The following is a 23170-nucleotide window of genomic DNA, read 5'->3' as shown; positions in this document are numbered from 1 at the left end:
TCTATGCACACCGTAGGTGAGACACTGAGCAATGCGCTGGAGACGGTCAAGGAAACCGCGCAGAACGTGAGCGAAGCCGTGGCCGAGAAGACCGAAGCCGCCGTCGCCACCGTCAGCGCGGCCGCGACCGATGCCAAGGAAGCCGTGACCAAGCGCGCCAAGGCCGTGGTGAAGAAGGCCAAGGACGTCAAGGACGCGGCGCAGAAGAAGGTCAAGAGCGTCGTGGCCAAGGCCAGGAAGGCGGTGACCAAGGCCAAGCCGGCGGCGAAGAAAGCCGCCAAGAAGGCCGCCGGTGCCAAGACGGCGGTGAAGAAGGCGGTGGCCAAGGTCGCCAGGAAGGCCGCGGCGAAGAAGGCGCCGGCCAAGAAGGCCGCTGGCAAGAAGGCCGTTGCCAAGAAAGCGCCGGCCAAGAAGGCGGCGGTGAAGAAGGCCGCGGCGAAGAAAGCTGCCGTGAAGAAGGCGCCGGCCAAGAAGGCCCCGGCCAGGAAGGCGGCTGCGAAGAAAGCTCCGGCCAGGAAAGCCGCAGCGAAGAAAGGCGCCAAGAAGCGCTGAGTGACCCAGGCTTCCGCCGGGGCCAACCCTGGAAAGGGGGAGTCCGGCGGAAGTGATGTCGCGATGGCGAGGCTGCGTCGCGGCGTTGACTGGCGGTGTCGAAGTGCGGCCGGGAGCGAGTCTCCGGCCGGGAAGCTTCCGGTGGCTGCAGCTGCGGCGGCCGGAACCGGTTCCTGTCGCGGCGCAAGCCGCCGCGGCCGCGACTTCACATCACGCAAGACCCACTGCCAAGCACGCGCGGCAACGCGCCACAGCCTTGTTTCCCCTCCGCGTCGGTACGCCGGCGCGGAGACCCTTTCCGCCCGGCCGGCGTGACGGCCGCGACGGAACACGGCGCCGCCGCCCGCTTGCAGGCCGCGTCGCCACGGATTTGCCGCCTTGTCCGCGTCGCGGCCGGGCCGTCAGCCGCTGCGGCGGACGGCGCCGCGCCAGGCAGGACACGGCAACCGGCAAGGCGCCGCCCCGGCGGCGCGCTACGTCGCGGCGCAGCCTGCTGCGCCTCTGGTTCATCCCGGCGCAGCCTGCTGCGCCCTGCAGCGGAACGGCATCATGGCGATCAAGATTGGCGGGAAGATCAAGGGCTACAGCGTGGAGAAGCCCAACGAGAAGGCAGCCCAGGTCAGTACCAGCCTGGCCCCGGTCGCCGCCGCGCCGCCCGAGCCGCCGCTGGCCGAAGTCATCCAGATGCACGAGAAGGTGGAGCGTCCCGACACCCTGATCGGCGCCACCTACAAGATCAAGTCGCCGCTGTTCGAGCACGCCCTGTACGTGACCATCAACGACATCGTGCTCAACCAGGGCACGCCGCACGAGTCGCGCCGGCCGTTCGAGATCTTCATCAACTCCAAGAACATGGACCACTTCCAGTGGATCGTGGCGCTGACCCGCATCATGTCGGCGGTGTTCCGCAAGGGCGGCGACGTCACGTTCCTGGTCGAGGAACTCAAGGCCGTGTTCGACCCGCGCGGCGGCTATTTCAAGGCCGGCGGCGTCTATATGCCGTCCATCGTGGCCGAACTCGGCGCGGTGATCGAACAGCACCTCAAGCTGATCGGCCTGCTGCACGATCCGGAACTCAGCCCCGAGCAGCGTGCCCTGATCGCGGAAAAGCGCGCTGCCTACGAGCAGGGCGCAAAAAAAAAGCCTGAAGTAGCCGCGGCGCCGGAACGCAGCGCCGCCCCGGCCGAATCCGCCGCGGAAACGTCCGCCGCCGCCTTCCCGCCCGGCGCGACCTTGTGCCACAAGTGCAATACCGCGGCGATGGTACTTATGGACGGCTGTTCGACCTGCCTGAACTGCGGCTATTCCAAGTGCGGCTAGGCTGAAGCCGCTGCCGGCGCGGCCGCCGGGACGCCGACGGATCTGATCGACCGCAACCAGAATTGTCCAGAGCGCGCCGCCGCCGCCGCTGTCAGGGAGAAGGTGCGGCGAGCCGCCGCGCGCTCAGCTCGCGCGCGCCGACGTGATTACCGCGCCGTCGCGCAGCGCCTTGGTTACCGGCGTGTTGGCGACGATTTCGAGCAGGCGTGTCCATTGTTCGTCGCTCAGCGCCTGGTCGGAATGGAGCAGGCGGTGTATCTGCGGCTTGCCGGCGTCGTCGAAGCCCAGTGTGAGTTCGGCGCGGAACTGGCCGAGGTTCCAGCCCTTGCGCTGCGCGTACATGCGCAAGGTGATGGCGGTACAGGCGGAGAGTGCGGCCAGGTAGTACTGGAACGGCGCCGGCGCCGCGCCCTGGCCGCCCAGGGCGGCCGGCTCGTCGGTGCTCAGGGTGAAACGCCCGGTCTCGATGTGGTGCAAGTAATTGGTGTCCGTGGACACGATCACGGCGGTCTTGCTTGAGGTCATGGCGAGCTTCTCCCCGGATGGAACGGCGGACCGTACTACACGCGCCGGGCGCCGGCGTTTGCGGCGGAAGGCGCCCGGCGCGCGGGCAGCGCGGATGTTACTCGGTGCGATCGTAGGAGAACTGGATCCCCGCCGTACCGCCGGTCTCGATGAACAGGTTCATGAAGGCCGGCACGGTCTCCTTGCGCTGCCAGTCGCGCTGCAGTTCGCAGAACAGCTGCGGCACGCTGATCATCCTGCCGCCGGCCTGTTCGATGCGGCGCAGGGCCGCGTCATGGGCCGCCGCCGAGGTTCCGCCCACGGCATCGGCCACGACGTAGACCTCGTAGCCCGCCTTCAGCGCGTCCAGCGCTGGGAAGGTCAGGCAGGCCTCGGTCCACAGGGCGGTCATGATCAGCTTCCTGCGCCCGGTGGCTTCGACGGCCTGGCGGAATTCCACATCTTCCCAGGAATTGATCGTGGTGCGGTCGTAGGTCGGGTATGCGCCCAGCACCTTGCGCAGCTGCGGGATAGGCGGCTTGTTCAGCCCGGTCTTCACGTTGACGGTCGAGTGGATGATGGGCAGGCCGTAGGCCACGGCAGCCTTGGACACGCCGACGATGTTGTTGATGAGCAGCTGCCGGTCCATCGAGGCGATGGAGTTCACCTGGACGGGCTGGTAGTCGATGATGACGAACGCCGAGTTCTGCGGCGTGAGCAGATGATCGCTGGCGGGATCGCGGATGGGTTCACTGGCCATGATGGAGCACTCCTTCGTGCTGTGTCGGGAAGAAAGGCGGCGGGGTCAGCCGCGCTGCGAATCCAGCTGTTCCTGGTTCTTCTGTACCTCCTGCGCCCTGGCGTAGCTTTCGATCAGCAGGCGGTAGTCGGGGAAGATCTGCGTGTAGATCTCGGCCCATTGCGCCGCATCGTCGCGGTGCCAGGTGCGCTGGATCTCCGAGGCGACGGCCGCCGTGTCCATGGGCACCACGCCGGCCTGGACCACCCGCGCCAGGGTGATTTCCTCGGCCATCTTGGAATAGGTGCCGGAGGCGTCGATCACGGCGAACACCTGGTAGCCGTCGTGCGCGGCGGCAATGCTGGGGAAAGCCATGCAGACGCTGGTGATAGTGCCGGCGATGATGAGCTGGCGGCGGCCGGTGGCCTTCACCGCCGCGACGAAATCGGGGTTGTCCCAGGCGTTGATCTCGCCGCGGCGGGCGACGTAGTGGGCATGCGGCGCGCTGGCGTGGATCTCCGGAATCAGCGGCCCGTTCGGGCCCTGCGGCACCGAGGCAGTGGTGATGACCGGCATCCCGGCCAGCGTGGCCATCCGCGCCAGCGCCACGGCGTGGGCGCGCACGGCGCTGAAGGGCATATCGTGGATGGTCTGGAACAGGCCGCTCTGGTGGTCGATCAGCAGCATCGCCGCGTTGTCCGGGTCGATGATCGGGCGGGCGTTGCCGAAGTTGGCGGGGGCGGACATGGTCGGGCTCCTGGGCGGCTGGATTCGTGGTGCGCGAACTGAGCGGACCGGCGCCGGCGGGCGGCGGACTGACTCAGTCTCCGGCGCCGCTGGGACGCGCAATCAGCGAGCGCCTCGGAAAGCCCTGGCCCGGCCAGTGCGGCCGGCAGTGTTGCAGTCGCGGAGGAATGGCTTCACGCAGCGCCGCGCCGGCAGCGCCGTGTCGCGCTTCCCGATGGCGTGCACGGTATTCCCGCCGTCCCGCAGCCGGTAGCCGGCGCGATGTGGACTGACAGTTCTGCGCATAGGACGATGCCGCGGCGGGCAGGCCGGACAGGCGGCCGCTGGCCAGGTAAGGGGCCGGTGCAGGAGTTTCCGGGCCGGTCATTGCGCGGCCGGCGGCCTCTGTGCGGTCTGGACCTTGTGCCCGGCGGCGAGCCGGTTTCCCGCCGATGAGCCGAGACGGCCAGGTAGCGAGGCGGCGGGCAGGAACGTCCGGCGGAACGGTTCCTGCATTTGCGCTTTTTACAGAAATGCATTCGCGATGCCGGCGCCGCCGCCTGCGCCGGCATCGCGTGCCGCAAGATGGAAAGTGCCTGCCGGATCAGCGCGCCTGCGCCAGCGCCACGGCATCCGCACCGGCGGGGAAATGCAGCTGATCCGTCGCGTCGTTCGCCGCCTGCCACACGCCCTCCGCCACATCGGCGGCGCTGGTCACCGCGCTGAGGTGGTTGAAGCCGGCGAACACACGGTGCGCGAAAGGCTCGTAGGCCGGCGGAATCAGTCCCTGCATGCGCTGCTGGCCGTTGGCGGCGAAGCGGGTGGACGGGCCGTAGCCGGGTTCCACCAGCTTCACGCGCACGGCGAAGTCCTTGAGTTCGAGCTGCAGCGAGGCAGTGAAGCCCGCCACCGCCGCCTTGCTGGCCGCATAGGCGGCAACCAGCGGAAAGGTGGCGAGCGTGACGCTGGAAGTGACATTGACGATGGTGCCCGCGCGGCGCTCGCGGAACGCGGGAATGGCCGCGCGGCACACGGCCATGGTGCCGAAGGTATTGGTCTCGAACACCTCGCGCACGGTGTGCATGGGCGTGGCCTCGAACGCGCCGAACAGGCCTATGCCCGCGTTGTTCACCAGCACGTCGATGGGGCCGGCGGCCTGGAACAGCTGGTCTATGCTCTCCTGCGAGGTGACATCCAGCGGCAGCACGCGCAGGTTGGCGGTGGCCGGGAACAGGTCGTGCCGGGGCTTGCGCATGGTCGCGATCACGTTCCAGCCGTGGGCAAGGAAATGGCGCGCGGTTTCCAGGCCGTAGCCGGAAGAGCAGCCGGTGATGAGTACGGTCTTCATGAGGGTCTTCTCCGGGTGGTTGTTTGACTCGGAGAGAACGATACGAGGCGCGGTCCGGATCTGCGATGATCCAGAATCCGCATTTCTTTAGCGTAAGTCCGAAATGAGCGATCCCCTGTCCGACCTGATCCGGCTGCTGCATCCGCGCGCGGTGTTTGCCAATCCCATCAGCGGCAAGGGCGCCTGGGCCGTGCGTTTTTCCGAATTCGGCCAGCCCAGCTTCTGCATCATGTTGCAAGGGAGCTGCCGTCTGAGCGTGGACGGCCATGCGCCCGTCAGGCTCGACGCCGGCGATTTCGTGCTGCTGCCCACCACCCCGGCCTTCACCATCGCCAGCGAAGCGCCGGCGCCGCCGGTCCATCTCGATCCGGCCAGGCTGGCCGCGACGCGCGGCGAAGTCCGCTACGGCGAGCAGGGCGGCGCGCCGGAGATGCGCTCGCTCGGCGGCTCCTTCCTGTTCGAGGCATCGGATCCGGCGCTGCTGGTATCGCTGCTGCCAGGCCTGGTGCATGTGCCAGGCGCCGAGCGGCTGGCACAGCTGGTGAAACTGGTCGGCGAAGAATCCGCGCAGGAAAAGCCGGGCAGCGCAGTCATGCTGTCCAGGCTGGTCGATCTGCTGCTGATCGAAGCCCTGCGCGCGAACACCGGCACCCGCGCGCCGCCGGGACTGCTGCGCGGCCTGGGCGACGAACGGCTCGCCGCTGCGCTGACGCAGATGCATGCGCGCATCGATCACCCCTGGACCATCAGCCAGCTGGCCGGCGCGGCCGCGCTGTCGCGCTCCAGCTTCTTCGAACGCTTCACGCAGCAGGTGGGCGCGGCACCCATGGAATACCTGCTTTCCTGGCGCATGACGGTCGCCAGGAACCTGCTGCGGCGCGAGCAGCTGAGCGTGGCCGAAGTGGCCGAACGTGTCGGCTACGGCTCCAGCAGCACGTTCAGCGTCGCCTTCTCGCGGCATGTGGGAGTGCCGCCGAGCCGCTATGCCAGCGCCGGCTGAGGCGCTTCGCCGCTATGCAATAAGCGGTTGCAGCAGCCGGCGGAAGACGCCCGGCGCCTGCGCAGCGCCGGGCGCCCACCGGTTCAGCGCGTACCGCCGCCCGCCAGCAGCTGTTCGCCGGTCAGCCAGTAGGAATCGCTGGAAGCCAGGAACACGGCGATGGAGGCGATGTCCTGCGGCTGGCCTATGCGGCCCAGCGGCGTCTGGCTGACGGCCCAGTCCTGGAAATCCGAACCGATGAAGCCGGCGCTGTGGGCGCCTTCGGTTTCGATCATGCCCGGGTTGAGCGCGTTGACGCGGATCTTGCGCGGGCCGAGTTCGCGCGACAGCACGCCGGTGATCGCATCCACCGCGCCCTTGGTGCCGGTGTAGACGGCGCTGCCCGGCGGCGTGATGCGGCTGACCACCGAGCCGATGTTGATGATGCTGGCGCCCTCGCCCAGGTGCTTGAGCGCGGCCTGGGTGGTGAGCAGCAGGCCCAGTACGTTGACGTTGAACTGCTGGTGGAATTCCTCTTCGGTGAAGTCCTCCAGCGCGGCCATCTTGTAGACGCCGGAGTTGTTGACCAGCACGTCGAGGCGGCCGAACTGCTGTATCGCCGCATCGACCAGGCCCTGCGCCTGGTCGGCGCGGGATACATCGCCCTGCACCGCGACGGCCTTGCCGCCGGCGGCGGCGATGGCGGCGACTACGGCCTCGGCGCCGGCCTTGTCCGAGGCGTAATTGACCACGACGGCGGCGCCGGCCGCGGCCAGGGCCTTGGCGATGGCCGCGCCTATGCCTTTGGAGGCGCCGGTGACCAGGGCGACCTTGGAATCGAGCTTGCTCATGTGCGTAACGTCCTTTGCAGGTGGCAGATTAAGGTTCTTAAATTCGGTAGTTCGTAACTTACGAACTATAGAAGCGGTTTTCAAGGGCCGATAAGATGTCCGCATGAAACCCCTGACCCACCCTTCCATCGAGGATGTCACCGTGGAGGGCCTGCTCCACGCGCTGTCGGATCCGGTGCGCGCCGCGATCTACGCCGGCATAGCCGCCGCGGACGGCGCGCTGAGCTGTTCCAGTTTTCTCCAGGTCTGCGACCGCGCCATTCCCAAATCCACCCTGTCGCAGCATTTCCGCGCGCTGCGCGAAGCCGGCCTGATCCGCAGCGAACGCCACGGCGTGGAAATGCGCAACACCACGCGCTGCGCGGAAATCCAGCAGCGTTTCCCCGGCCTGATCGCCGCGATCCTGTCGGCGCACAGCGTGCAGGCGGCCGAGCGCGCCAAGGCGGCGCGGCGCAAGCCGGCCGCGGCGAAATCAAGAACTGGGGTGGGCTGAGCGGTTCAGCGGCGGTGAGGCTGCTTGTCCGTCCCGCCTCGTCGCCCGGTCAAAGCGGCTGAGCTTTGCCCAGGCGGGCACGCTTCTTACCGCTGTTTTGCCACGCGGGCTGCACCGTGCGGCGGCATGGAACAAAGCTCAGCCCGCACCGCCTATCCTCTGCGCCGCATACGCCATGCAGCGGTACGGCACCGCCACCTCCGCCTTGCCGGCGAGTTCCGCTTCGCTGGCGATGAACTGCGCCACGGCCTGCTGGACCTGCGCACGTTGGCCCTGCGGCAGCGCAGCGATGAAGCTGGTCGACAGCACACGCTCCAGCACGACGATGTCCGCCGGGCCGCGGTGCTCATGCACGAATTCGCTCTGCTGCAGCGGTGCGAAGCCCGCATGCGGAAACACCCGGCGCCAGTCGCCGCTGGCCTGGCGCGGTGTGTCGCGCTGGAAGGCATTGACCAGCGCGCCCAGCCGCGCGACCCAGGGCACGCGCTCGTCGCGCACATTCCAGACCAGGCCCAGCCAGCCGCCGGGTCTGAGCACGCGGTGGATCTCGTCCAGCGCCGCGCGCGTGGCGAACCAGTGGAAGGCGGTGGCGCAGACGACGGCGTCGACCGCCGCATCGGCCAGCCCGGTCGTCTCGGCGGAACCGTCCACGGCGCGCACCTGCGGATACTCCGCCGCGAGCCGCTCGCGCATCGCCGCGACCGGCTCCACCGCGATCGCCGCGGCGCCGGTTGCCAGCAGCACCGGCAGGAACTTGCCGGTGCCGGCGCCGAGGTCCAGCGCGGTCTTGCCAGCCTGGAGCTGCAATGCTGCGCGCAGCCAGCCGCTGAGTTCCGCGGGATAGCCGGGGCGGCCCCGCACATAGCTGCCGGCGCCCTGGACGAAGCCGATGGCGGCGGATGGGTGCAGGGACGGACTGGTCGGCTTCATGCGTGGATTTCCCGTGGCGGTGGCGCGCCGGCAGGCCCTGCGTACCGACGAACGCGAGCATACGCAAGCGAAGCCGCTTTGTTGCTTATGCTGCGCGCAGCCCTGGACGGACTAGGCAGACGACTGCGGCCCGCGCCATGCTGCGCCATCCGGAGTGCGGTGCCGGCAGCGACGTGCAACCGCTATGCGCAGGTCCGTCCAGCCGCGACCGCCAGCAACCCGCCACACAGGAGCGCTTTGCATGATCCAGACCCGCCACGGCAGTTGCCATTGCGGCGCCGTCAAATTCGCCGTCGATATCGACCTCGCCCCGCCGGGCCAGCGTTCCCCGCCGCTGCGCACCGCCGAATGGTTCGCCTCGACGATGCGCTGCAACTGCTCGTTCTGCCGCAAGACGCGCATGTGGAAGAACCACGTTCCCGCCGAATCCTTCCGCCTGCTGCAGGGCGCCGGCGAACTGACCCACTACCGTTTCGGCGAGGGCGGCATAGACCACACCTTCTGCAGGATCTGCGGCGTCTACCCCTTCGTCAGCGCGAGCGAGCCGGTGATGGGCGGCGACTTCTACTGCATCAATATCGCCTGCCTGGACGATGTCAGCGACGACGAGTACGCCGCCGCGCCGATCCGCTACGAGGACGGCGCCAACGACGACTGGGGTCACGCGCCGCGCGTGACCAGCTATCTGTAGCCGCCGGAGCTGCCGCGGGCGCCCAGGCGCGTCCGCGGCGCCGCGCCGGCAATGAAGCGGCGGAAAATCCTGCCCGCTTCCGGCGCGTGCGTCTCCAGCAGAAAATGGCCGCCGTCGAGCACATGCGCTTCCATGCGCGGCAGCGCGCGCATCCACGATAGCGTTTCGGCGATGTCGAAGAAGGCGTCATGGCGTCCCCAGACCAGGACCGCGCGCGGCTGGTGTTCGGCGAGATAGCGCGCGATAGCGTCGAAGCGTGCGACGTAGTTGCCGTAGTCGGCGATCAGCGCGCGCTGGGTTTCCAGCCGGCCGGGCAAGCCCATGATGCGCCAATCCTCCTGCCATACGGCCGGCGGTATGCGCGCCGCCACTTCCGCCGGCAATCCGGCGATGTACTGGTCGCGCACGCCGGCCAGATTCAGATGCGCGGTTGCGGCCGCTTCGTTCTGCGCGTCGGGGTGCTCCCAGTAGGCCAGCGTGTCCTTCCACTGCGGACCGAAGCCGGAGCGGTGTGCGTTCGCGTTCTGGATAAGCAGCCCCAGCACCGCATCCGGCTGCTGCATCGCAATCTGCAGGCCGACCGGCGCGCCGTAATCGTGCAGGTAGATATAGCGCGGCCCCACGGCCAGATGGGCGAGCAATTCATGCACGGCCCGGCCAAGGGCGTCGAATGACGGCTGCGCCAGCGGTGCGGACTCGCCATAGCCCGGCAGGTCCGGCGCGATCACTTGGCAGACCTGTGCCAGCTGCGCGATCACGCCGCGGAAGCTGGGCGCCGAACTCGGAAATCCATGCAGCAACAGCAGGGCGGGCGCCGCGGGATCGCCGGCCAACCAGAACACGAGTTCGCTACCGCCGGACAGAGGCAGGCGATGGCGGCTTGCAGGCTCCATGCGGCGGCTCCTGATGCGGTGCGTACGCGGAGTTTGCTACGCGCAGGAGCGGGCTGGTGTGAAAGCCGGTTCTGCGGTTCGGCGCCGGGGCCCGGAATTCGAGCGCGAACGAAGGGCGGCGATACGCCTCCAGAACTCGGTTCCCGGCGGAGTCCAAATAAGCAAGACAGCAGCGAAAACCGCGCAACCGTCCTGTGCCATCATCCTCCGCCGTCGCCGCGGCGTCCCGCGTTGCGAAGCAACCAGGAATTCCCATGCAGCCGATACTCGTCACCGGCAGCGCCGGTCACCTGGGCGAAGCCCTGATGCGTACCCTGCGCGCCGACGGCCGGCCGGCGCGCGGGCTGGATATCAAGGCTTCGCCATATACCGATCATGTCGGCAGCATCGTCGATCGCGGCTTCGTCGCCGACTGTCTGCGCGGCGTCGGCGGCGTGATCCATGCGGCCACCTTGCACAAGCCGCATGTGGCCACGCACACGCAGCAGGAATTCATCGCCGTCAATATCAGCGGCACGCTCAACCTGCTGGAGGAATCCGTCGCCGCCGGAGTGGGTTCCTTTGTGTACACCAGCACCACCAGCGCCTTCGGCGCGGCGCTGACGCCGGCCGCGGACGCGCCTGCGGCCTGGATAGACGAAGACGTGCTGCCCGTACCGCGCAATATCTACGGCGTCAGCAAAGGGGCGGCGGAGAACCTCTGCGAACTGTTCGCGCGCCGGCGCGGCCTGGCCGTGATCGTGCTGCGCACTTCTCGCTTCTTTCCGGAAGATGACGACGATGCCGCCGTGCGCAGCCGCTATGAAACGGCCAATGTGCAGGCCAACGAACTGCTGTACCGCCGTCTCGATATTGCCGATGCGGTGGATGCGCACCTGCTCGCGCTGCAGCGCGCCGCTGCGATCGGCTTCGGCCGCTATATCGTGTCGGCGACCACGCCGTTCACGCCGGCGGACCTCGCCATGCTGCGCCACGATGCGCCCGCTGTGCTGCGCCGCCTGTATCCCCATTACGAAGCCCTGTACGCTGCGCGCGGCTGGCGCATGTTCGGCGGCCTGGACCGCGTCTACGACAATCGCCGCGCGCGCGAGGCGCTGGGCTGGCAGCCGCGCCACGATTTCGCCCAGGTGCTGCGCGCCCTGGAACAGCAGCGGGATTTCCGCAGCGAGCTGGCCTTGCAGATCGGCAGCAAGGGCTATCACGACACGGTGTTTGCGCACGGGCCGTATCCGGTGGACTGAAAAAGCCGGCAGGCAGCAGTGGCCGGAGCCGAGCAGCCTGTTGCTGCCGACCCGCGCGACGCCGGGAGATGTCGTGTTTTCGGACGGGTTCGCACTGGCGGGCGTGCCCGCACAAGTAGTCCGCGCCGGCTGGAGTCGACGGCGGCCGCAGCGATCGCCGCCGCCGGGACGGCCGCGCCGGCGGCGAATCGGCCGGGCCGTCCCGGCTTCAGGGCTGCGGCGCGGCTTTCTGCGCGCCCAGATAGCTCAGCTCGAAATGCCGGCCCAGGCGATCGAGCAGCTTGAGGTTCAGGGCGTTGCCGGCATACCGCTCCCGCGCCGCGGCGACGGCGGCGCGGTGCCGGTCGAAGGCGCTGCGGTCGCGTTCGAGGAAGGCGATGGTCGCCAGCACGTAGTCGTTCCAGCGCAGCGGCATGTCGGCGGTTTCTTCAGTATTGAGCGCCTTGCGCGCGGCCTGGATCGCGGCCGGCCTGTCGTCCTGTTCCGCGCGCTGCTGCGCCAGGTGCCAGTGCACGCTGCGCTGTTCGCGCTGGCGCGCGGCCAGCCAGGCTTCGAGCAGGTCGCCGGCCTCGCGCGAGCAGCCGGCGGCGGCCAGTACGCGGAAGCCCTGGCCTTCGGTCTGGTCGAAGGTCTGCCAGGGCAGCTCCAGGTCGGTTTTCAGATGCTGCTGCAGCAGCGCGCTGCAGTCGGGCGCGGTTGCGAGCTGGGCGAACAGAGGTGCTGCCAGCAGCAGCGAAGTGGAAATTGGCATTGTGTGGCGTGCTCCTGGGACGATGGGCGGACGCCGCGGCGGCGGCGCAGCGGTCTGGCGCGGGGTGGACCGTGCACAGCGTCGCAGCGTTCCGGCGCGTGCGCCATCACGACCGTGCGCTGCGCCGGGTTGCGCGCTTGCGCACGCTGGTCGCGGCGAGCGCGCCGCAGACCGCTACTCCGCCGCAGGCGGCGGTGCGCCGGTCCCGCCGGTGCCGGGTGTCAGGCGGAAGCTCGCCCGCGCGGCGCCCTCGTCCAGGCTGATGCGCAGATCCAGCCCGAACCGCTCGCCCAGCCGGCGTACGATGACCAGGCCCAGGCCGAAGCCGGCGCTGCCTTCGCGCCGGGCATAGGGTTCATCGACCAGGCGCTGCGCCGCGGCGCTGTCCAGGACGGCCGCGCGATTGGCGATATGCAGGCGGCCGTCGCTGCTGCCGATTTCGACGGCGCCATCCTCGGCATGGGCGAAGGCATTGCCGATCAGGTTGGACAGCAGGATATGCAGCACGCTGGCGGGAACCGTGCTGGCCAGCGCGGGCGCAATGTCGAGGTGCACTTCGACCGGCTTGCCGTCCAGCAGCGGCGCCTGTTCCACGATGACGCGCTCCAGCAGCGGCAGTAGCGGCGCCGGTGCGGCAGTTGCCGCGGAGGTTTCTTCTTCCCGCGCGAGGGTGAGCAGGGTGGTAACGGTCTGCTGCAGTTGCAGCGCGGACTGGTGCAGGTGCTGCAGCTGCTGTCGTCCAACCGCGGATAAAGCTTCATTCTGCAGGCTTTCAGCAGCTGTGCGGATCACGCTCAGCGGCGTGCGCAACTCGTGGCTGGCGTCGCGGGTGAATTCGCGTTCGCGCTCGACGAAGGCGTGCAGGCGGCGCAGCAGCGCCTGCAGCGCGCGGGCCAGCGCGCCGACTTCGTCATCGCGGAAACCCTGGGCCAGGTCCTGCGGCCAGTGCTGCGCGGAAATGCCGTCGACGCGGCCGACCAGGCGCGCCAGCGGCGCGGTGGTGCGGCGGGCCAGCAGATAGCCCAGCAGCAGCGCCAGCACGATCAGCCCCAGCGCCGACCAGGCCAGTATGCCCAGCACCTGCTGGCGCCGCGGGCGCACCACCAGCTGGCTGCTGACTTCGGCCGCGAGCCAGGCGCGGGCGCCGTCGCGTGCATGCAGGGCCAGCAGGTGATAGTGGCGGCCGTCGCGGCCGGGCAGTTCATGCCGCTGCGGTTCGGCGGCGAGCAACTGGTCCAGGCCGTCGGGCAGTTCGCCGGTGTTCTCGTAGACGTGCATGAAGCCCTGGGCCGGTGTGCTCCACCGGCCGCTGCGCTCGCGCGCGGCGTATTGCGCGGCGGCCTCCTGCTGCAGCATGGCACTGAAGAAGGCGTCCTCGGTCGCGTACATGAAAGCCATCGCATACAGGCCGAACAGGCCGGCGACGGCCAGGGTGAACAGGGCCAGCACCCCCATCAGGCGCCGCTGCAGCCGGCGCGGGCGCGTGCTCATTCGTCGCTTTCCAGGCGGAAGCCCACGCCGTGCACGGTCTTGAGCAGCGCCGTGGCATAGGGCCGGTCCAGCACCTGGCGCAGCAGGTACAGGTGCGTGCGCAGCGGATCCGACGACGGTGCCTCGTCGCCCCAGAGCTGCTGCACCAGCTCGCTGCGCGTGAGCGTGCGCGGCCAGGCTTCGGCCAGTGCGAGCAGGATGCGGTACGGCGTCTGCTGCAGCTCCAGCGGCTGGCCGTGGCGCTGCGCCTTGCCGCTGCGCCGGTCCAGGCACAGCGAGCCTATGCGCAGCTCGTGACGCGCACCGACGCGGTGGCGTTGCGACAGCGCCTGGCAGCGCGCCAGCAATTCCGCACCGGCGAAGGGCTTGACCAGGTAGTCGTCGGCGCCGGCCTCGAAGCCCGCCAGCTTGTCCTGCAGGCTGTCGCGCGCGGTCAGCATCAGTACGGGCACGTGACGGTCGGCGCGGTCGCGCAGGCGGCGGCAGAGTTCGATGCCGTCCAGGCCGGGCAGGTTCAGGTCCAGCACCACCACATCCGGCGGCTCGGCCAGGGCCAGTTGCAGGCCGCGGCGGCCATCGACGGCGAAATCCGCGCGATGGCCGTGGGCTTCCAGCACCGCCGCCAGGCTGGCACGCAGGGCGGGATTGTCTTCGATCACCAGTATGTGCAGGCGCTGCGGCATGCTCAGCCGTCGATGCGGGCCAGGAGCTGCTTAGCTTCAGCCATGTCGGGATGGCTTGCCAGCACACTGTCGATGAGTTCGCGCGCCCGCTGCTTGCGGCCCAGGCGCAGTTCCGCCTCGGCCAGGCCCAGCGTGAGCTGCGGCTGCGGCATATGCGGCAGGGCCAGCTGCATGATGGCGAGCGCGTTGCGCACGGCCGCGTCGTCGGTGGCGGCCTTGAGCTGGTAGTAGCCCAGCATGCCGATCAGTTCGACGTGATAGCGCGCCAGGTTGGCGGCGAGTTCACTGCGGGCGGCGGCGTCCTCGCCGGCGAGCAGGCGCTGCACCAGCGCCATGGTCGCCTCGTCGCGCCAGGATTCGCGCGCGGCGGGCTTGCGGCCGCGTACCGTAATCACGGCTTCGGTCAGCGCGGCGGTGGAATACGGGTTCTGTCCGGTGAGCAGGCGGCCGTCGGCGACGACGTGCGGCAGCATCAGCGCGGCTTCGGACCAGCGCGCGCCGCGTTCGCGCAGGGCGTCTTCGAGCTGGAAGCGGTAGCTTCCCGACCAGCGCTTGCCGAACAGCGCCTCTTCCTCGTTGCTGAAGCCGGTGAGCCGCCGGCCGGCGACCAGCGCGCTGCCGTCGGCCAGGCGTACATCGACCAGTGCCGCCGGCCCGTGGCAGACCGCGGCGACCACGCCGCCGTGCTGGTAGACAGCGGCGATCAGCGTGGCCAGCGCCTTGTCCTGGGCCAGGTCGAACATCGCCCCCTTGCCGCCGATCACGTAGACCGCGGCGTAGTCGGCCGCGCGCGCCTGGGCCGTGGCCAGGGTCTGCTGCAGCAGGCGCTGGGCCTGGGCGTCTTCGAGCAGGCGTGCGTTGAAGGTTTCCTTGGGATCGTACTTGTCCGCCTGCACCGCGCCGCCGGCCGGGCTGGCGACGTCGATCTGCCAGCCGTTGTCGCGGAAGATCAGGTAGGCCTGGGCGAATTCGTCCATCTCGAAGCCGGGCCGGGTCTTGCCCTGGTCGCGGCCTTCGCTGCTGACGACCAGCAGCACCTTGTCGGCGGCCGCGGCGCTGCCGGCGAGCAGGGTGGAAATCAGCAGCGCGCGCAGTGCGCCGCGGCAATGGCGGATGAAACGGGACATGGGCTGGACCTCGCAGTGGGGAAGTCCAGCCTGCCTGCCGCCGCATCAAACGAAGTTCAAATGCGGCGGCGCACGTTCAGAACGCCGCCTTCACCGCCTGCAGCAGCGGATCGCGCTGGCCGGCCGGGCGTTCCGGGATATGGCCCTGGCCTATAGTCCAGATGATGGTGCCGCCCAGGCCCATGCGCCGCGCCCAGGCGCCCTTGGCGGCGATGGACTGTTCATCGTCGTAGGAGAGGAAATTGCATTGCAGCGGACCTATGGGATTGCTGGAGCCGAGGTAGCCCATGGACGCGGCCGCATCCCACTGGCGCAGCGGTGCGCTGTAGTAGCTCTGCATAATGTTGCGGTAGCTCAGGTCGTTGTCGCTGGCCACCACCGTGCCGCCGAACAGGCGCGGGCCGTTCACGCCGCGCCAGCAGGTGCCGTAGAAGGGCAGGCCCATGCCCAGCTGCTGCCGGCGCACGCCGGAACGTTTATAGAAATCCACACTGGTTTCGATCGAGCTGGGCCGGTTGCCGGCGGCATCGGCCAGGGCCGAACTGTGCCAGCTCTGCCAGCCGTCCCAGGCGCCGGCCATGTCGTAGCTCATCACGTTGATCTGGTCGAACAGCGGGGCGATGCTGGCGAAGAACGCGCTGGGCGTGGACGCGAAGTTGGCGTTGATCCAGCCCACCGGCACGGTCAGCAGCACATTGGGGCGCTGGGCGCGCAGGGCCTGGGCCAGCGCGAGGAAATTGGGTTCGTCCTGGGACTGGATGGGTTCCCAGTCCAGGTCCAGGCCGTCAAAGCCCAGGTTGTCCATGGTCGCGAGCAGATTGGCGACAAAGGCGGCGCGGTTGGCCGGCGCGGCCGCCCCGACCCAGCCGGCATATTCGCCGGCGCCGCCGACCATGAGTATCGCCTTGGCGCCGGCCGCATGCGCCGCGGCCGCGACGCCGCGGGCCCAGACCGGGCCGTTGACGTTGTCGATGTCGAAATGCGTGTTGACCGTACCGTTGGCATTGGGCGTGATGCGGCCGACGACGATGTGGGTGACGGCGCTGAAGTCGATTTCCGCGGTCGGATACAGGTCGCGCTGGTAACCGACGTGGTAGCCGGAAACCCAGGGCCGCTCGAAGCTGGTGGCGAACACGGTGTCGTCGGCCCGGACTGCAGCGGCGGCGAGCAGGGCGATGCCGGCAAGAATGCGCGTATGCATGGTTTTCCCCTTTTGCGGCGCGCGGCGCCGCGCCTGGCCAAGGACGGATGATGGCGCGCAAAGCTGTCGCGGCCGTGTGCGTGTTGGCAGATTGCGCAACCGGCTAGGCGGCGGGCCGCGGCTTGGCTAGGCTGAGAGTCTTGCGGCGGAGCGGGGAATCGTGATGCAGACGGAAAGCGCCGGCGCCATGCCGGGCCTGCGCGGCTGGGCCGTGCTGATTGCGTTGAGCGCGCTGGTGGGTACGGCCTCGGCCGTGATCGCCGGCGGCGAATGGCTGCACTACGTGTTCAAGCCGCTGACCACCTTGCTGGTCGCCGCGCTGGTGCTGCGCGCGCCGCAGGCGCAGGCGCCTTACCGCACCGCCGTGCTGGCCGGCCTGCTGCTGTCGACCTTGGGCGATGTGTTTCTGATGCTGCCGCAGGACCGGTTCGTGTTCGGCCTGGGCAGCTTCCTGCTGGCGCACCTGGCCTACCTGTTCGCGTTCACCCGGCACCGCGGCTTCAGTCCCTGGCGCTGGCCGTTCCTGGCCTATGCGCTGCTGGCCGGCGGCGTGCTGGCGGTCCTGTGGCCGAAATTGCCCGAGGCGCTGCGCGCGCCGGTGCTGGTGTATGTGATTGCGCTCGCGGCGATGGCCGCGCAGGCCGCGGCGGTCGCGCTGGCGCGGGCGCATGCGGGCAGCGTGTACGCGGCGTTCGGCGGGCTGAGTTTCGTCGTGTCCGATGCGCTGCTGGCCTTCGACCGCTTTCATACGCCGGTGCAGCACGGCCGCATCTATGTGCTGGCGAGCTACTGGCTGGCGCAGTTCCTGATCGGCGCTTCGGTCTGGCACAGCCGGCGCTGAGGTGATTTGCCGCCGCGTTCCGTTCTTCTGGATCGGACCCGCGGCGGCCGCGCAGCGTTGTCGCCCCCCCGGTCGTGCTGGGCGCCGGAACCGTCCCTACCGGCGTGGCAGCGCGTGAGGGCAGTCACCCTGCTGCCACCTGCTTCGGCTGCGTGGGCGTCGCGGGTCCACCGTCCATGCCCTGCGTGGATTTGCCGGCGAAGCGCGGCGGTCGGGCCGCGCTCCGGTGCTTTCCTGCGGATTGTCCGGCCGGTTCAGGGCCGGCCGCCGATCAGAGCTGCTGCGCGCGGAAGGTGTCGCAGAGCGCCAGGTCGCCGCGCTCCAGGCCCAGGCGGAACCAGCGCACGCGCTGGGCCGAGCTGCCGTGGGTGAAGGAATCGGGGACCACGTAGCCGCGCGACTGCTTCTGCAGCTTGTCGTCGCCGATGGCGGTGGCCGCGGCCAGGGCGGATTCGACATCGCCGTTTTCCAGCCATTGCAGCTGGCGCTGGGCATGGTTGGCCCACACGCCGGCAAAGCAGTCGGCCTGCAGTTCCTGGCGCACGGAAAGGCCTTCGGCGCCTTCCATGGATGCGCCCTGGCGGCGCAGCTGTTCGCTCTTGTCCATCACGCCCATGAGGTTCTGCACGTGGTGGCCGACCTCGTGCGCGATCACGTAGGCGCGGGCGAAATCGCCGGCGGCCTTGAAGCGGCCGGAGAGTTCGTCGAAGAAGCTGGTGTCGAGATAGACCTGGTGGTCGCCGGGGCAGTAGAACGGGCCCACCGCCGAAGTGGCCATGCCGCAGGCGGAATTCACGCCCTGCTGGAACAGCACCAGGCGCGGCGCCTGGTAGCGCTGGCCGGCGGAGGCGTAGATCTGGCCCCAGACATCCTCGGTGCTGCCGAGGATGGCGCGCACGAAATCGGTGGTCTGGGTCGACGGCGGCGCCTGCTGGGTCTGCGGCTGGGACGGGCTGCCGCCGTCCTGCATCAGCAGCGAGAGCATTTCCAGCGGGTTCTTGCCCAGGGCCCAGCTGATCAGGAATACCAGGACGATGCCGCCTATGCCCAGGCCCGGGCCGCCGCCCATGCGCCGGCCGCCGCCGCCACTGGAAGAAACGACATTGTCGCTGCGACGACTTTTTTGCCAGAGCATAGTGCTGTCTCCTTGCGTTAGCGGGGCGGCGCGATGGTAACCGAACGGGTCTGCTGCGGACCCGGCTGTATCGGATGGTTACAGATCCGGGCCTACTGGCCGTTCTCGGCCTGGTCCATGCGTGCGTCCAGCTCGGCCTTGCGCTGCTCGGCGTGCTGGTCGCGCAGGGCCTGGGCTTTCTGCAGGGCTTGCTGCTGCTGGTCGGACAGGACGGCCGGAGGCGCCGGTGGTGGCGCGGCCTTGTCGGCGCCGGAGCAGCCGGCGAGGGCGGACAGGGCAAGACAGAACACAAGCACGCGCGTCACGACCTTCTCCGGAGCCGGGCTGCGCTAAAGTCTGCGCCCCCGGGGGCCGGGCAACAAGGTGGAAGCTGCCGCAATGACTATCGCATCACGCTGGCGACTGGACGGACGGACGGCGCTGGTAACCGGCGCGAGCAAGGGCATAGGCCTGGCCTGCGCGCGCGAGCTGGCCGCGCTGGGCGCCGATGTGCTGCTGGTGGCGCGCGACGGCGTGCACCTGGAGCAGGTTTGTGCCGATCTGGCCGAGGAATTCCCCGGCCGCGACATTGCCGCGTTCGCCGCCGACATGGCCGAGCGCGAGCAGCGCCTGGAGCTGTTCGACTGGATCGCCGACCGCGGCAGTTCGCTCTCGGTGCTGGTCAACAACGTCGGCACCAATGTGCGCAAGCCGACCCTGGACTATGCCGAGGCCGAGTACCGCGCCCTGTTCGATACCAACGTCTTCAGCGCCTTCGAGCTGTGCCGCCTGGCCCACGCGCAGCTGGCCGAGCACGGCGCCGCGGCCATCGTCAACGTGGGTTCGGTATCCGGCCTGACCCATGTGCGCACCGGCTCGCCCTACGGCATGACCAAGGCCGCGCTGCACCAGCTCACGCGCAACCTGGCCTGCGAATGGGCCGGCGACGGCATCCGCGTCAACGCAGTGGCGCCCTGGTACATCCGCACGCAGCGTTCCGAGCCGGCCCTGGCCGATGCGGACTATCTGGAGGAAGTACTCGACCGCACGCCGCTGCAGCGCATAGGCGAGCCCGAGGAAGTCGCCGCCGCGGTGGCCTTCCTGTGTTTGCCGGCGGCAAGCTATGTCAGCGGCGAATGCATCGCCGTCGACGGCGGCTTCCTGCGCTACGGCTTCTGAACATGCGGCGCAAGACGGCGGAGGCCGGCGTGCAGCCTGCGCCGGCCGTGCAGCACGCCCGGCTGGAATTGCCGCGCGGCTATCCGGCGGAACAGGTGCTGGCCTTCTACGCGCGGCGCGCGATTCCCGGCGTGGAGCTGGTCGAGGCCGGGCGCTACCGGCGCAGTTTCCTCCACGCTGGCGAGCCCGGCTGGCTGCAGTTCGACCTGGGCACGGGCGCGGTCACGGTTGAACACGCTGACCCCGCCGCACTGCCGCTGGTGCTGGCGCGCCTGCGCCTGCTGTTCGATGTGGATGCGCCGCAGGCGCGCATACGCCGTGCGCTGGGGCGCGATCCGCGCCTGGCGGCGCTGCTGCGGGTACATGGCGATATCCGTGTGCCGGGCTGCTGGGACGGCTTCGAGCTGGGCGTGCGCGCGGTGCTGGGGCAGCAGATCACTGTGGCCGCGGCGCGCACCATTGCCGGGCGCCTGGTTGCGCGGCATGCGCAGCGCATCGCCGCGGCAGCGGCCGGCGAACCCTGCCACAGCCTGTTTCCCGGCGCAGCCGCGCTGGCCACGGCCAATCTCGACGCGCTGGGCCTGCCCGGCGCGCGCGTGGCCACCCTGCACGCGCTGGCCTCGGCGGTGGCCGCCGGCGAGCTGTCATTCCAACCCGGACAGATTCCGGCCGAATTCGTCGCCCGCTGCACCGCGGTGCGCGGCATAGGCGCCTGGACCGCGCACTACATGGCCATGCGCGCGCTGCGCGACGCCGACGCCTTCCCCGCCGCCGACATCGTGCTGCGCAAGGTGCTGCAGCCCGGCACCACGCTCAGCCCGCGCGCGCTGGAGGAAGCCAGCCAGGCCTGGCGGCCGTTCCGGGCGTATGCGGTGCTGTTGCTGTGGCGGGCGGCTTGAGGCGGGATTGGAGAGTCGGGATTCGGAATCGTGAAAGCGGGATTCGCGGCGAGGACCGATGGCGCATGAGTGCGCCGATGCGAGAATGCCCAGGCTGCGGATTGCTCTTGCGAATCCCGAATCCCGTCATCCCCAATCCCCGCTCCCAACCCCTGCGCCGGACGAAGCCATGGACGGACTGGTCTACGACATTCTTGATACGCCCATAGGCCCGCTGCTGCTGACCGGCGGCCGCCGCGGCCTGCGCGCGATCGACTTTCCGCACGACGGCCGCCCGGCCATGCCGGCGGTGGGCATTGCCCGCGACGCCGGCCCGCTGGCTGCCGCGGCGCAGCAGCTGCGCGAATACTTCGCCGGCGAGCGGTGCGCGTTCGCTCTGTCCGGGCTGGCGCTGGATCTGCAGGGCACGCCGTTCCAGATCGAGGTCTGGACGGCGCTGCTGCAGATTCCCCATGCCTGCACCATCAGCTACGGCGAACTGGCCCAGCGTCTGGGCCGGCCCAATGCCAGCCGCGCCGTCGGCGCGGCCAACGGTGCGAATCCGGTTCCGATCATCGTGCCCTGCCATCGTGTGATCGGCGCCAACGGCAGCCTCACCGGCTTCGGCGGCGGCCTGCCGATCAAGCGCTGGCTGCTGGACCACGAACGCCGCCACGCGCCGCGGCCGCCGCTGCAACTGGTGCCCTGAGCGTCGCCGCGGCAATCCGGCGGCTGTTGCCATCACTGCATCGCCGGCTTCCGGGCGGTAATCCACAGCGCCTGTGGAAACCACACGGAACAAGCCTGTGGATGGATTGCTGCAGGCTTTGGTGCAGCTGGCTTCCGCACGCTTTGCGCAATCTTTGGCCAGCGGGCCTTCGCGGGCTGGGTGAGGCGTTGTCGGCGTGACCGGCGGGCATTGCCTGCGCGCGACGCTGACACGGATCGGTGGCAGTGGTCGACGGGTGGACGCAGCAAAGGCGATGCCGGTCAGCGCGAGCGCGCATCGAGCGCGGCAGCGTCACCGTTAATCCACAGCGCCTGTGGAAACCACCCGGAACAAGCCTGTGGATGGATTGCTGCAGGCCTTGGTGCAGCTGGCTTCCGCACGCTTTGCGCAATCTTTGGCCAGCGGGCTTTCGCGGGCTGGGTGAGGCGTTGTCGGCGTGATCGGCGGACGTCGTCTGCGCGCGACGCTGACACTGATCGGTGACGGCAATCGGCGTGCCGCCGCAGCAAGGGTGGCGCGATCAGCGTGAGCGCGCATCGAACGCCGCGGTGTCGCCGTTAATCCACAGCGCCTGTGGAAACCACCCGGAACAAGCCTGTGGATGGATTGCTGCAGGCCTTGGTGCAGCTGGCTTTCGCACGCTTTGCGCAAACTTTCGCCAGCGCTTGCTGCCGTGCGTCCCTGCGGCCCTCGCCGGCGCCGCCGTCTTGTGTGTGCGCGCAGCTTCGCTGCCGATCGCACGTCGGTGCAGCACGGCGTACAGGCGTTCCGCAGCGGTTTTTCGCCGTCTTCCGCGCCTGCGCGCAGCGTTGCGCGGGCCCGTGGCGCCTGAGGGTTTTTCCCTGTGGGTTTCTCTGCGCCGCGTAATCCACAGCGGCTGTGGAAACTACCCGGAACAAGCCTGTGGATGAAACGCTGCAGGCGTTGGTGCAGCTCGCTTTCGCACGCTTTGCGCAATTCTTCGCCAGTGCAGCGCGCGCTATCCACAGGACCTGTGGACAACCGTGGTGACAAGTCTGTGCACAGTGGCCGCTGTGCCAGTGCTGGCGCGGGTGCGGCCCGCTTTGCGCAAAGATTGAGCAGGTTCCGCTGTGTTGGGTGGATAATTGCTCAAAGTTTATTTGAGTAAAAATCCCCTGCGGGTTGTCCACAGCCGCTGTGGACAAGCGCGCGGAAAAGCCTGTGGATGAATCGCTGCAGGCCGCGCCGTTGCTGGCTCTCGCCCGGTCTGGGCGAAAACGCATCAGCAGCCGGCGACCTTGTCGGCCAGGGCATGGGCCTCGCGCGCGAGGCCTTCGCGCTCTTCCCGGCTGGCGTTGCGCTGGCGGGTCAGGTTTTCGTCCAGCTGGCCGCGCAGTACGCGGCAGGCTTCGGCGGGGCTGAGCTGTTCGCAGCGGTCGCGCACTTCCACATAGGCCGAGGCGATGCTGGGCGCGGCGACGCCCGGACGGTTGAGTTCCGGCGCCGACGGCACGGCGCTGGAACCCAGCGAGCTGCCCGGCGCGCCCAGCACGCCGGCGGGCACCTGGTAGGGCCGGGTTTCGCCGGTGTCGCTGTAGTAGACCTTGTCGTTGTCGGCGCGCACGCACTTGAACACCGGCGGGACGGGTGGCCGCGGCGGCGGCGGCGCGGGCACGGAGGCGGGCGGTTCGGGCTCGGCTTCGGCGGTCAGGGTTGCCGGGTCCGGGCTGGCGGCGGGATCGGCCGGCGCGGGCGGCGGATCGCGCTGGTATTCGAAGGACTGGCTCTGCTGGCCGCTGCGGCAGGGCTTGTCCTGGAACGCGATCGCGCCGCTGGCATCGGTGCAGCGGTAGGCGGTGTTGGAGGCCGCGATGGCGGCGGTGCAGGCGCTGGCGCCCAGCACGGCGAGCAGGCAGGTCAGGGCTTTCATGGTGCCGCCGATTCTAC

The 23170-nt window shown here is 69.3% G+C and carries 25 protein-coding genes; 10 read left to right on the top strand and 15 right to left on the bottom strand.

Annotated elements, in window-relative coordinates:
- Positions 1-3 precede the first annotated feature (3 nt).
- Both NM961_RS17830 and NM961_RS17825 read left to right on the top strand, forming a co-directional pair.
- On the top strand, positions 4-552 hold the full coding sequence (locus tag NM961_RS17830) for a hypothetical protein (protein WP_255915767.1): 549 nt from the start codon (positions 4-6) through the stop codon (positions 550-552).
- Positions 553-1101: 549 nt separating this feature from the next.
- The gene (locus NM961_RS17825) at positions 1102-1872 is read left to right on the top strand and encodes a TSCPD domain-containing protein (RefSeq protein WP_255915766.1); all 771 of its coding nucleotides are present in this window, start codon (positions 1102-1104) and stop codon (positions 1870-1872) included.
- A 123-nt stretch (positions 1873-1995) separates the two neighbouring features.
- On the opposite strand, the gene NM961_RS17820 is transcribed toward NM961_RS17825, so the two are convergent.
- The 4 genes from NM961_RS17820 to NM961_RS17805 form a co-directional block, all read right to left on the bottom strand.
- Positions 1996-2397: an OsmC family protein gene (locus NM961_RS17820; RefSeq protein ID WP_255915765.1), complete on the bottom strand. Its 402-nt coding sequence runs from the start codon at positions 2395-2397 to the stop codon at positions 1996-1998.
- A 97-nt stretch (positions 2398-2494) separates the two neighbouring features.
- Positions 2495-3136, bottom strand: a complete 642-nt coding sequence (locus NM961_RS17815) for a hydrolase (protein ID WP_255915764.1) — start codon at positions 3134-3136, stop codon at positions 2495-2497.
- A gap of 45 nt (positions 3137-3181) precedes the next feature.
- Positions 3182-3862: an isochorismatase family protein gene (locus NM961_RS17810; protein ID WP_255915763.1), complete on the bottom strand. Its 681-nt coding sequence runs from the start codon at positions 3860-3862 to the stop codon at positions 3182-3184.
- Positions 3863-4445: 583 nt separating this feature from the next.
- Positions 4446-5189, bottom strand: a complete 744-nt coding sequence (locus NM961_RS17805; RefSeq protein ID WP_255915762.1) for an SDR family oxidoreductase — start codon at positions 5187-5189, stop codon at positions 4446-4448.
- Positions 5190-5292: 103 nt separating this feature from the next.
- Here NM961_RS17805 and NM961_RS17800 point away from each other — a divergent pair, with 103 nt between their 5' ends.
- The gene (locus tag NM961_RS17800) at positions 5293-6189 is read left to right on the top strand and encodes an AraC family transcriptional regulator (protein ID WP_255915761.1); all 897 of its coding nucleotides are present in this window, start codon (positions 5293-5295) and stop codon (positions 6187-6189) included.
- An 83-nt stretch (positions 6190-6272) separates the two neighbouring features.
- Here the strand turns inward: NM961_RS17800 and NM961_RS17795 are convergent, their stop codons facing one another.
- A complete protein-coding gene (locus NM961_RS17795; protein WP_255915760.1) occupies positions 6273-7019 on the bottom strand; it encodes an SDR family NAD(P)-dependent oxidoreductase in 747 nt (248 codons plus the stop codon).
- Between the two features lie 103 nt (positions 7020-7122).
- On the opposite strand from NM961_RS17795, the gene NM961_RS17790 reads away from it, so the two are divergent.
- A complete protein-coding gene (locus tag NM961_RS17790) occupies positions 7123-7512 on the top strand; it encodes an ArsR/SmtB family transcription factor (RefSeq protein WP_255915759.1) in 390 nt (129 codons plus the stop codon).
- Positions 7513-7650: 138 nt separating this feature from the next.
- Here NM961_RS17790 and NM961_RS17785 read toward each other — a convergent pair whose 3' ends face one another.
- Complete coding sequence (locus tag NM961_RS17785) at positions 7651-8442, bottom strand: class I SAM-dependent methyltransferase (RefSeq protein WP_255915758.1); 792 nt, start codon at positions 8440-8442, stop codon at positions 7651-7653.
- 241 nt (positions 8443-8683) lie between these two features.
- Here NM961_RS17785 and NM961_RS17780 point away from each other — a divergent pair, with 241 nt between their 5' ends.
- Positions 8684-9133: a GFA family protein gene (locus NM961_RS17780; protein ID WP_255915757.1), complete on the top strand. Its 450-nt coding sequence runs from the start codon at positions 8684-8686 to the stop codon at positions 9131-9133.
- Here NM961_RS17780 and NM961_RS17775 read toward each other — a convergent pair.
- A complete protein-coding gene (locus tag NM961_RS17775) occupies positions 9124-10026 on the bottom strand; it encodes an alpha/beta fold hydrolase (protein WP_255915756.1) in 903 nt (300 codons plus the stop codon). The genes NM961_RS17780 and NM961_RS17775 overlap by 10 nt on opposite strands.
- Positions 10027-10280: 254 nt before the next feature.
- Here NM961_RS17775 and NM961_RS17770 point away from each other — a divergent pair, with 254 nt between their 5' ends.
- Complete coding sequence (locus NM961_RS17770) at positions 10281-11267, top strand: NAD-dependent epimerase/dehydratase family protein (RefSeq protein ID WP_255915755.1); 987 nt, start codon at positions 10281-10283, stop codon at positions 11265-11267.
- Positions 11268-11475: 208 nt separating this feature from the next.
- Here NM961_RS17770 and NM961_RS17765 read toward each other — a convergent pair whose 3' ends face one another.
- The 5 genes from NM961_RS17765 to NM961_RS17745 form a co-directional block, all read right to left on the bottom strand.
- Positions 11476-12018, bottom strand: coding sequence for a hypothetical protein (locus NM961_RS17765; RefSeq protein ID WP_255915754.1), 543 nt, complete (start codon positions 12016-12018; stop codon positions 11476-11478).
- A 174-nt stretch (positions 12019-12192) separates the two neighbouring features.
- Complete coding sequence (locus NM961_RS17760) at positions 12193-13509, bottom strand: sensor histidine kinase (protein WP_255915753.1); 1317 nt, start codon at positions 13507-13509, stop codon at positions 12193-12195.
- Positions 13506-14192, bottom strand: a complete 687-nt coding sequence (locus NM961_RS17755) for a response regulator transcription factor (RefSeq protein ID WP_255915752.1) — start codon at positions 14190-14192, stop codon at positions 13506-13508. Before NM961_RS17755 ends, NM961_RS17760 begins: the two co-directional genes overlap by 4 nt.
- A 2-nt stretch (positions 14193-14194) precedes the next feature.
- Positions 14195-15319 carry a DJ-1/PfpI family protein gene (locus tag NM961_RS17750; RefSeq protein ID WP_255915751.1) on the bottom strand — a complete coding sequence of 375 codons (1125 nt, stop codon included), beginning with the start codon at positions 15317-15319 and terminating at the stop codon, positions 14195-14197.
- A gap of 76 nt (positions 15320-15395) precedes the next feature.
- The gene (locus NM961_RS17745) at positions 15396-16520 is read right to left on the bottom strand and encodes a glycosyl hydrolase family 18 protein (protein ID WP_255915750.1); all 1125 of its coding nucleotides are present in this window, start codon (positions 16518-16520) and stop codon (positions 15396-15398) included.
- Between the two features lie 163 nt (positions 16521-16683).
- Between NM961_RS17745 and NM961_RS17740 the strand changes: the two genes are divergently transcribed.
- Positions 16684-17361, top strand: coding sequence for a lysoplasmalogenase (locus tag NM961_RS17740; protein ID WP_255915749.1), 678 nt, complete (start codon positions 16684-16686; stop codon positions 17359-17361).
- A 271-nt stretch (positions 17362-17632) separates the two neighbouring features.
- Here the strand turns inward: NM961_RS17740 and ypfJ are convergent, their stop codons facing one another.
- Positions 17633-18496 carry a KPN_02809 family neutral zinc metallopeptidase gene (ypfJ, locus tag NM961_RS17735; protein ID WP_255915748.1) on the bottom strand — a complete coding sequence of 288 codons (864 nt, stop codon included), beginning with the start codon at positions 18494-18496 and terminating at the stop codon, positions 17633-17635.
- A 92-nt stretch (positions 18497-18588) separates the two neighbouring features.
- Positions 18589-18801 carry a hypothetical protein gene (locus NM961_RS17730; protein WP_255915747.1) on the bottom strand — a complete coding sequence of 71 codons (213 nt, stop codon included), beginning with the start codon at positions 18799-18801 and terminating at the stop codon, positions 18589-18591.
- A 73-nt stretch (positions 18802-18874) separates the two neighbouring features.
- On the opposite strand from NM961_RS17730, the gene NM961_RS17725 reads away from it, so the two are divergent.
- From NM961_RS17725 to NM961_RS17710, 3 genes are all read left to right on the top strand, one after another.
- A complete protein-coding gene (locus NM961_RS17725; protein ID WP_255915746.1) occupies positions 18875-19654 on the top strand; it encodes an SDR family oxidoreductase in 780 nt (259 codons plus the stop codon).
- Positions 19655-19656: 2 nt separating this feature from the next.
- On the top strand, positions 19657-20553 hold the full coding sequence (locus NM961_RS24045; RefSeq protein ID WP_305119238.1) for a DNA-3-methyladenine glycosylase family protein: 897 nt from the start codon (positions 19657-19659) through the stop codon (positions 20551-20553).
- Positions 20554-20722: 169 nt separating this feature from the next.
- On the top strand, positions 20723-21241 hold the full coding sequence (locus NM961_RS17710; protein WP_255915745.1) for a methylated-DNA--[protein]-cysteine S-methyltransferase: 519 nt from the start codon (positions 20723-20725) through the stop codon (positions 21239-21241).
- 1264 nt (positions 21242-22505) lie between these two features.
- On the opposite strand, the gene NM961_RS24040 is transcribed toward NM961_RS17710, so the two are convergent.
- Positions 22506-23153, bottom strand: a complete 648-nt coding sequence (locus NM961_RS24040; protein ID WP_305119237.1) for a DUF4124 domain-containing protein — start codon at positions 23151-23153, stop codon at positions 22506-22508.
- Positions 23154-23170: the final 17 nt, after the last annotated feature.

The organism is Tahibacter harae, assembly GCF_024437735.1.
Taxonomy (GTDB): domain Bacteria; phylum Pseudomonadota; class Gammaproteobacteria; order Xanthomonadales; family Rhodanobacteraceae; genus Tahibacter; species Tahibacter harae.
Note: the sequence above shows the minus strand (reverse complement) of the source record. Positions and strands in the feature narration are given on the sequence as shown.

Coding starts and splice junctions, on each gene's coding strand:
- NM961_RS17830 (WP_255915767.1), top strand. CDS start 4: ATGCACACCGTAGGTGAGACACTGAGCAATGCGCTGGAGACGGTCAAG.
- NM961_RS17740 (WP_255915749.1), top strand. CDS start 16,684: ATGCAGACGGAAAGCGCCGGCGCCATGCCGGGCCTGCGCGGCTGGGCC.
- ypfJ (WP_255915748.1), bottom strand. CDS start 18,496: ATGCTCTGGCAAAAAAGTCGTCGCAGCGACAATGTCGTTTCTTCCAGT.
- NM961_RS17805 (WP_255915762.1), bottom strand. CDS start 5,189: ATGAAGACCGTACTCATCACCGGCTGCTCTTCCGGCTACGGCCTGGAA.
- NM961_RS17810 (WP_255915763.1), bottom strand. CDS start 3,862: ATGTCCGCCCCCGCCAACTTCGGCAACGCCCGCCCGATCATCGACCCG.
- NM961_RS17820 (WP_255915765.1), bottom strand. CDS start 2,397: ATGACCTCAAGCAAGACCGCCGTGATCGTGTCCACGGACACCAATTAC.
- NM961_RS17755 (WP_255915752.1), bottom strand. CDS start 14,192: ATGCCGCAGCGCCTGCACATACTGGTGATCGAAGACAATCCCGCCCTG.
- NM961_RS17775 (WP_255915756.1), bottom strand. CDS start 10,026: ATGGAGCCTGCAAGCCGCCATCGCCTGCCTCTGTCCGGCGGTAGCGAA.
- NM961_RS17825 (WP_255915766.1), top strand. CDS start 1,102: ATGGCGATCAAGATTGGCGGGAAGATCAAGGGCTACAGCGTGGAGAAG.
- NM961_RS24045 (WP_305119238.1), top strand. CDS start 19,657: ATGCGGCGCAAGACGGCGGAGGCCGGCGTGCAGCCTGCGCCGGCCGTG.
- NM961_RS17790 (WP_255915759.1), top strand. CDS start 7,123: ATGAAACCCCTGACCCACCCTTCCATCGAGGATGTCACCGTGGAGGGC.
- NM961_RS17750 (WP_255915751.1), bottom strand. CDS start 15,319: ATGTCCCGTTTCATCCGCCATTGCCGCGGCGCACTGCGCGCGCTGCTG.
- NM961_RS17760 (WP_255915753.1), bottom strand. CDS start 13,509: ATGAGCACGCGCCCGCGCCGGCTGCAGCGGCGCCTGATGGGGGTGCTG.
- NM961_RS17765 (WP_255915754.1), bottom strand. CDS start 12,018: ATGCCAATTTCCACTTCGCTGCTGCTGGCAGCACCTCTGTTCGCCCAG.
- NM961_RS17710 (WP_255915745.1), top strand. CDS start 20,723: ATGGACGGACTGGTCTACGACATTCTTGATACGCCCATAGGCCCGCTG.
- NM961_RS17780 (WP_255915757.1), top strand. CDS start 8,684: ATGATCCAGACCCGCCACGGCAGTTGCCATTGCGGCGCCGTCAAATTC.
- NM961_RS17745 (WP_255915750.1), bottom strand. CDS start 16,520: ATGCATACGCGCATTCTTGCCGGCATCGCCCTGCTCGCCGCCGCTGCA.
- NM961_RS17725 (WP_255915746.1), top strand. CDS start 18,875: ATGACTATCGCATCACGCTGGCGACTGGACGGACGGACGGCGCTGGTA.
- NM961_RS17815 (WP_255915764.1), bottom strand. CDS start 3,136: ATGGCCAGTGAACCCATCCGCGATCCCGCCAGCGATCATCTGCTCACG.
- NM961_RS17795 (WP_255915760.1), bottom strand. CDS start 7,019: ATGAGCAAGCTCGATTCCAAGGTCGCCCTGGTCACCGGCGCCTCCAAA.
- NM961_RS24040 (WP_305119237.1), bottom strand. CDS start 23,153: ATGAAAGCCCTGACCTGCCTGCTCGCCGTGCTGGGCGCCAGCGCCTGC.
- NM961_RS17770 (WP_255915755.1), top strand. CDS start 10,281: ATGCAGCCGATACTCGTCACCGGCAGCGCCGGTCACCTGGGCGAAGCC.
- NM961_RS17785 (WP_255915758.1), bottom strand. CDS start 8,442: ATGAAGCCGACCAGTCCGTCCCTGCACCCATCCGCCGCCATCGGCTTC.
- NM961_RS17800 (WP_255915761.1), top strand. CDS start 5,293: ATGAGCGATCCCCTGTCCGACCTGATCCGGCTGCTGCATCCGCGCGCG.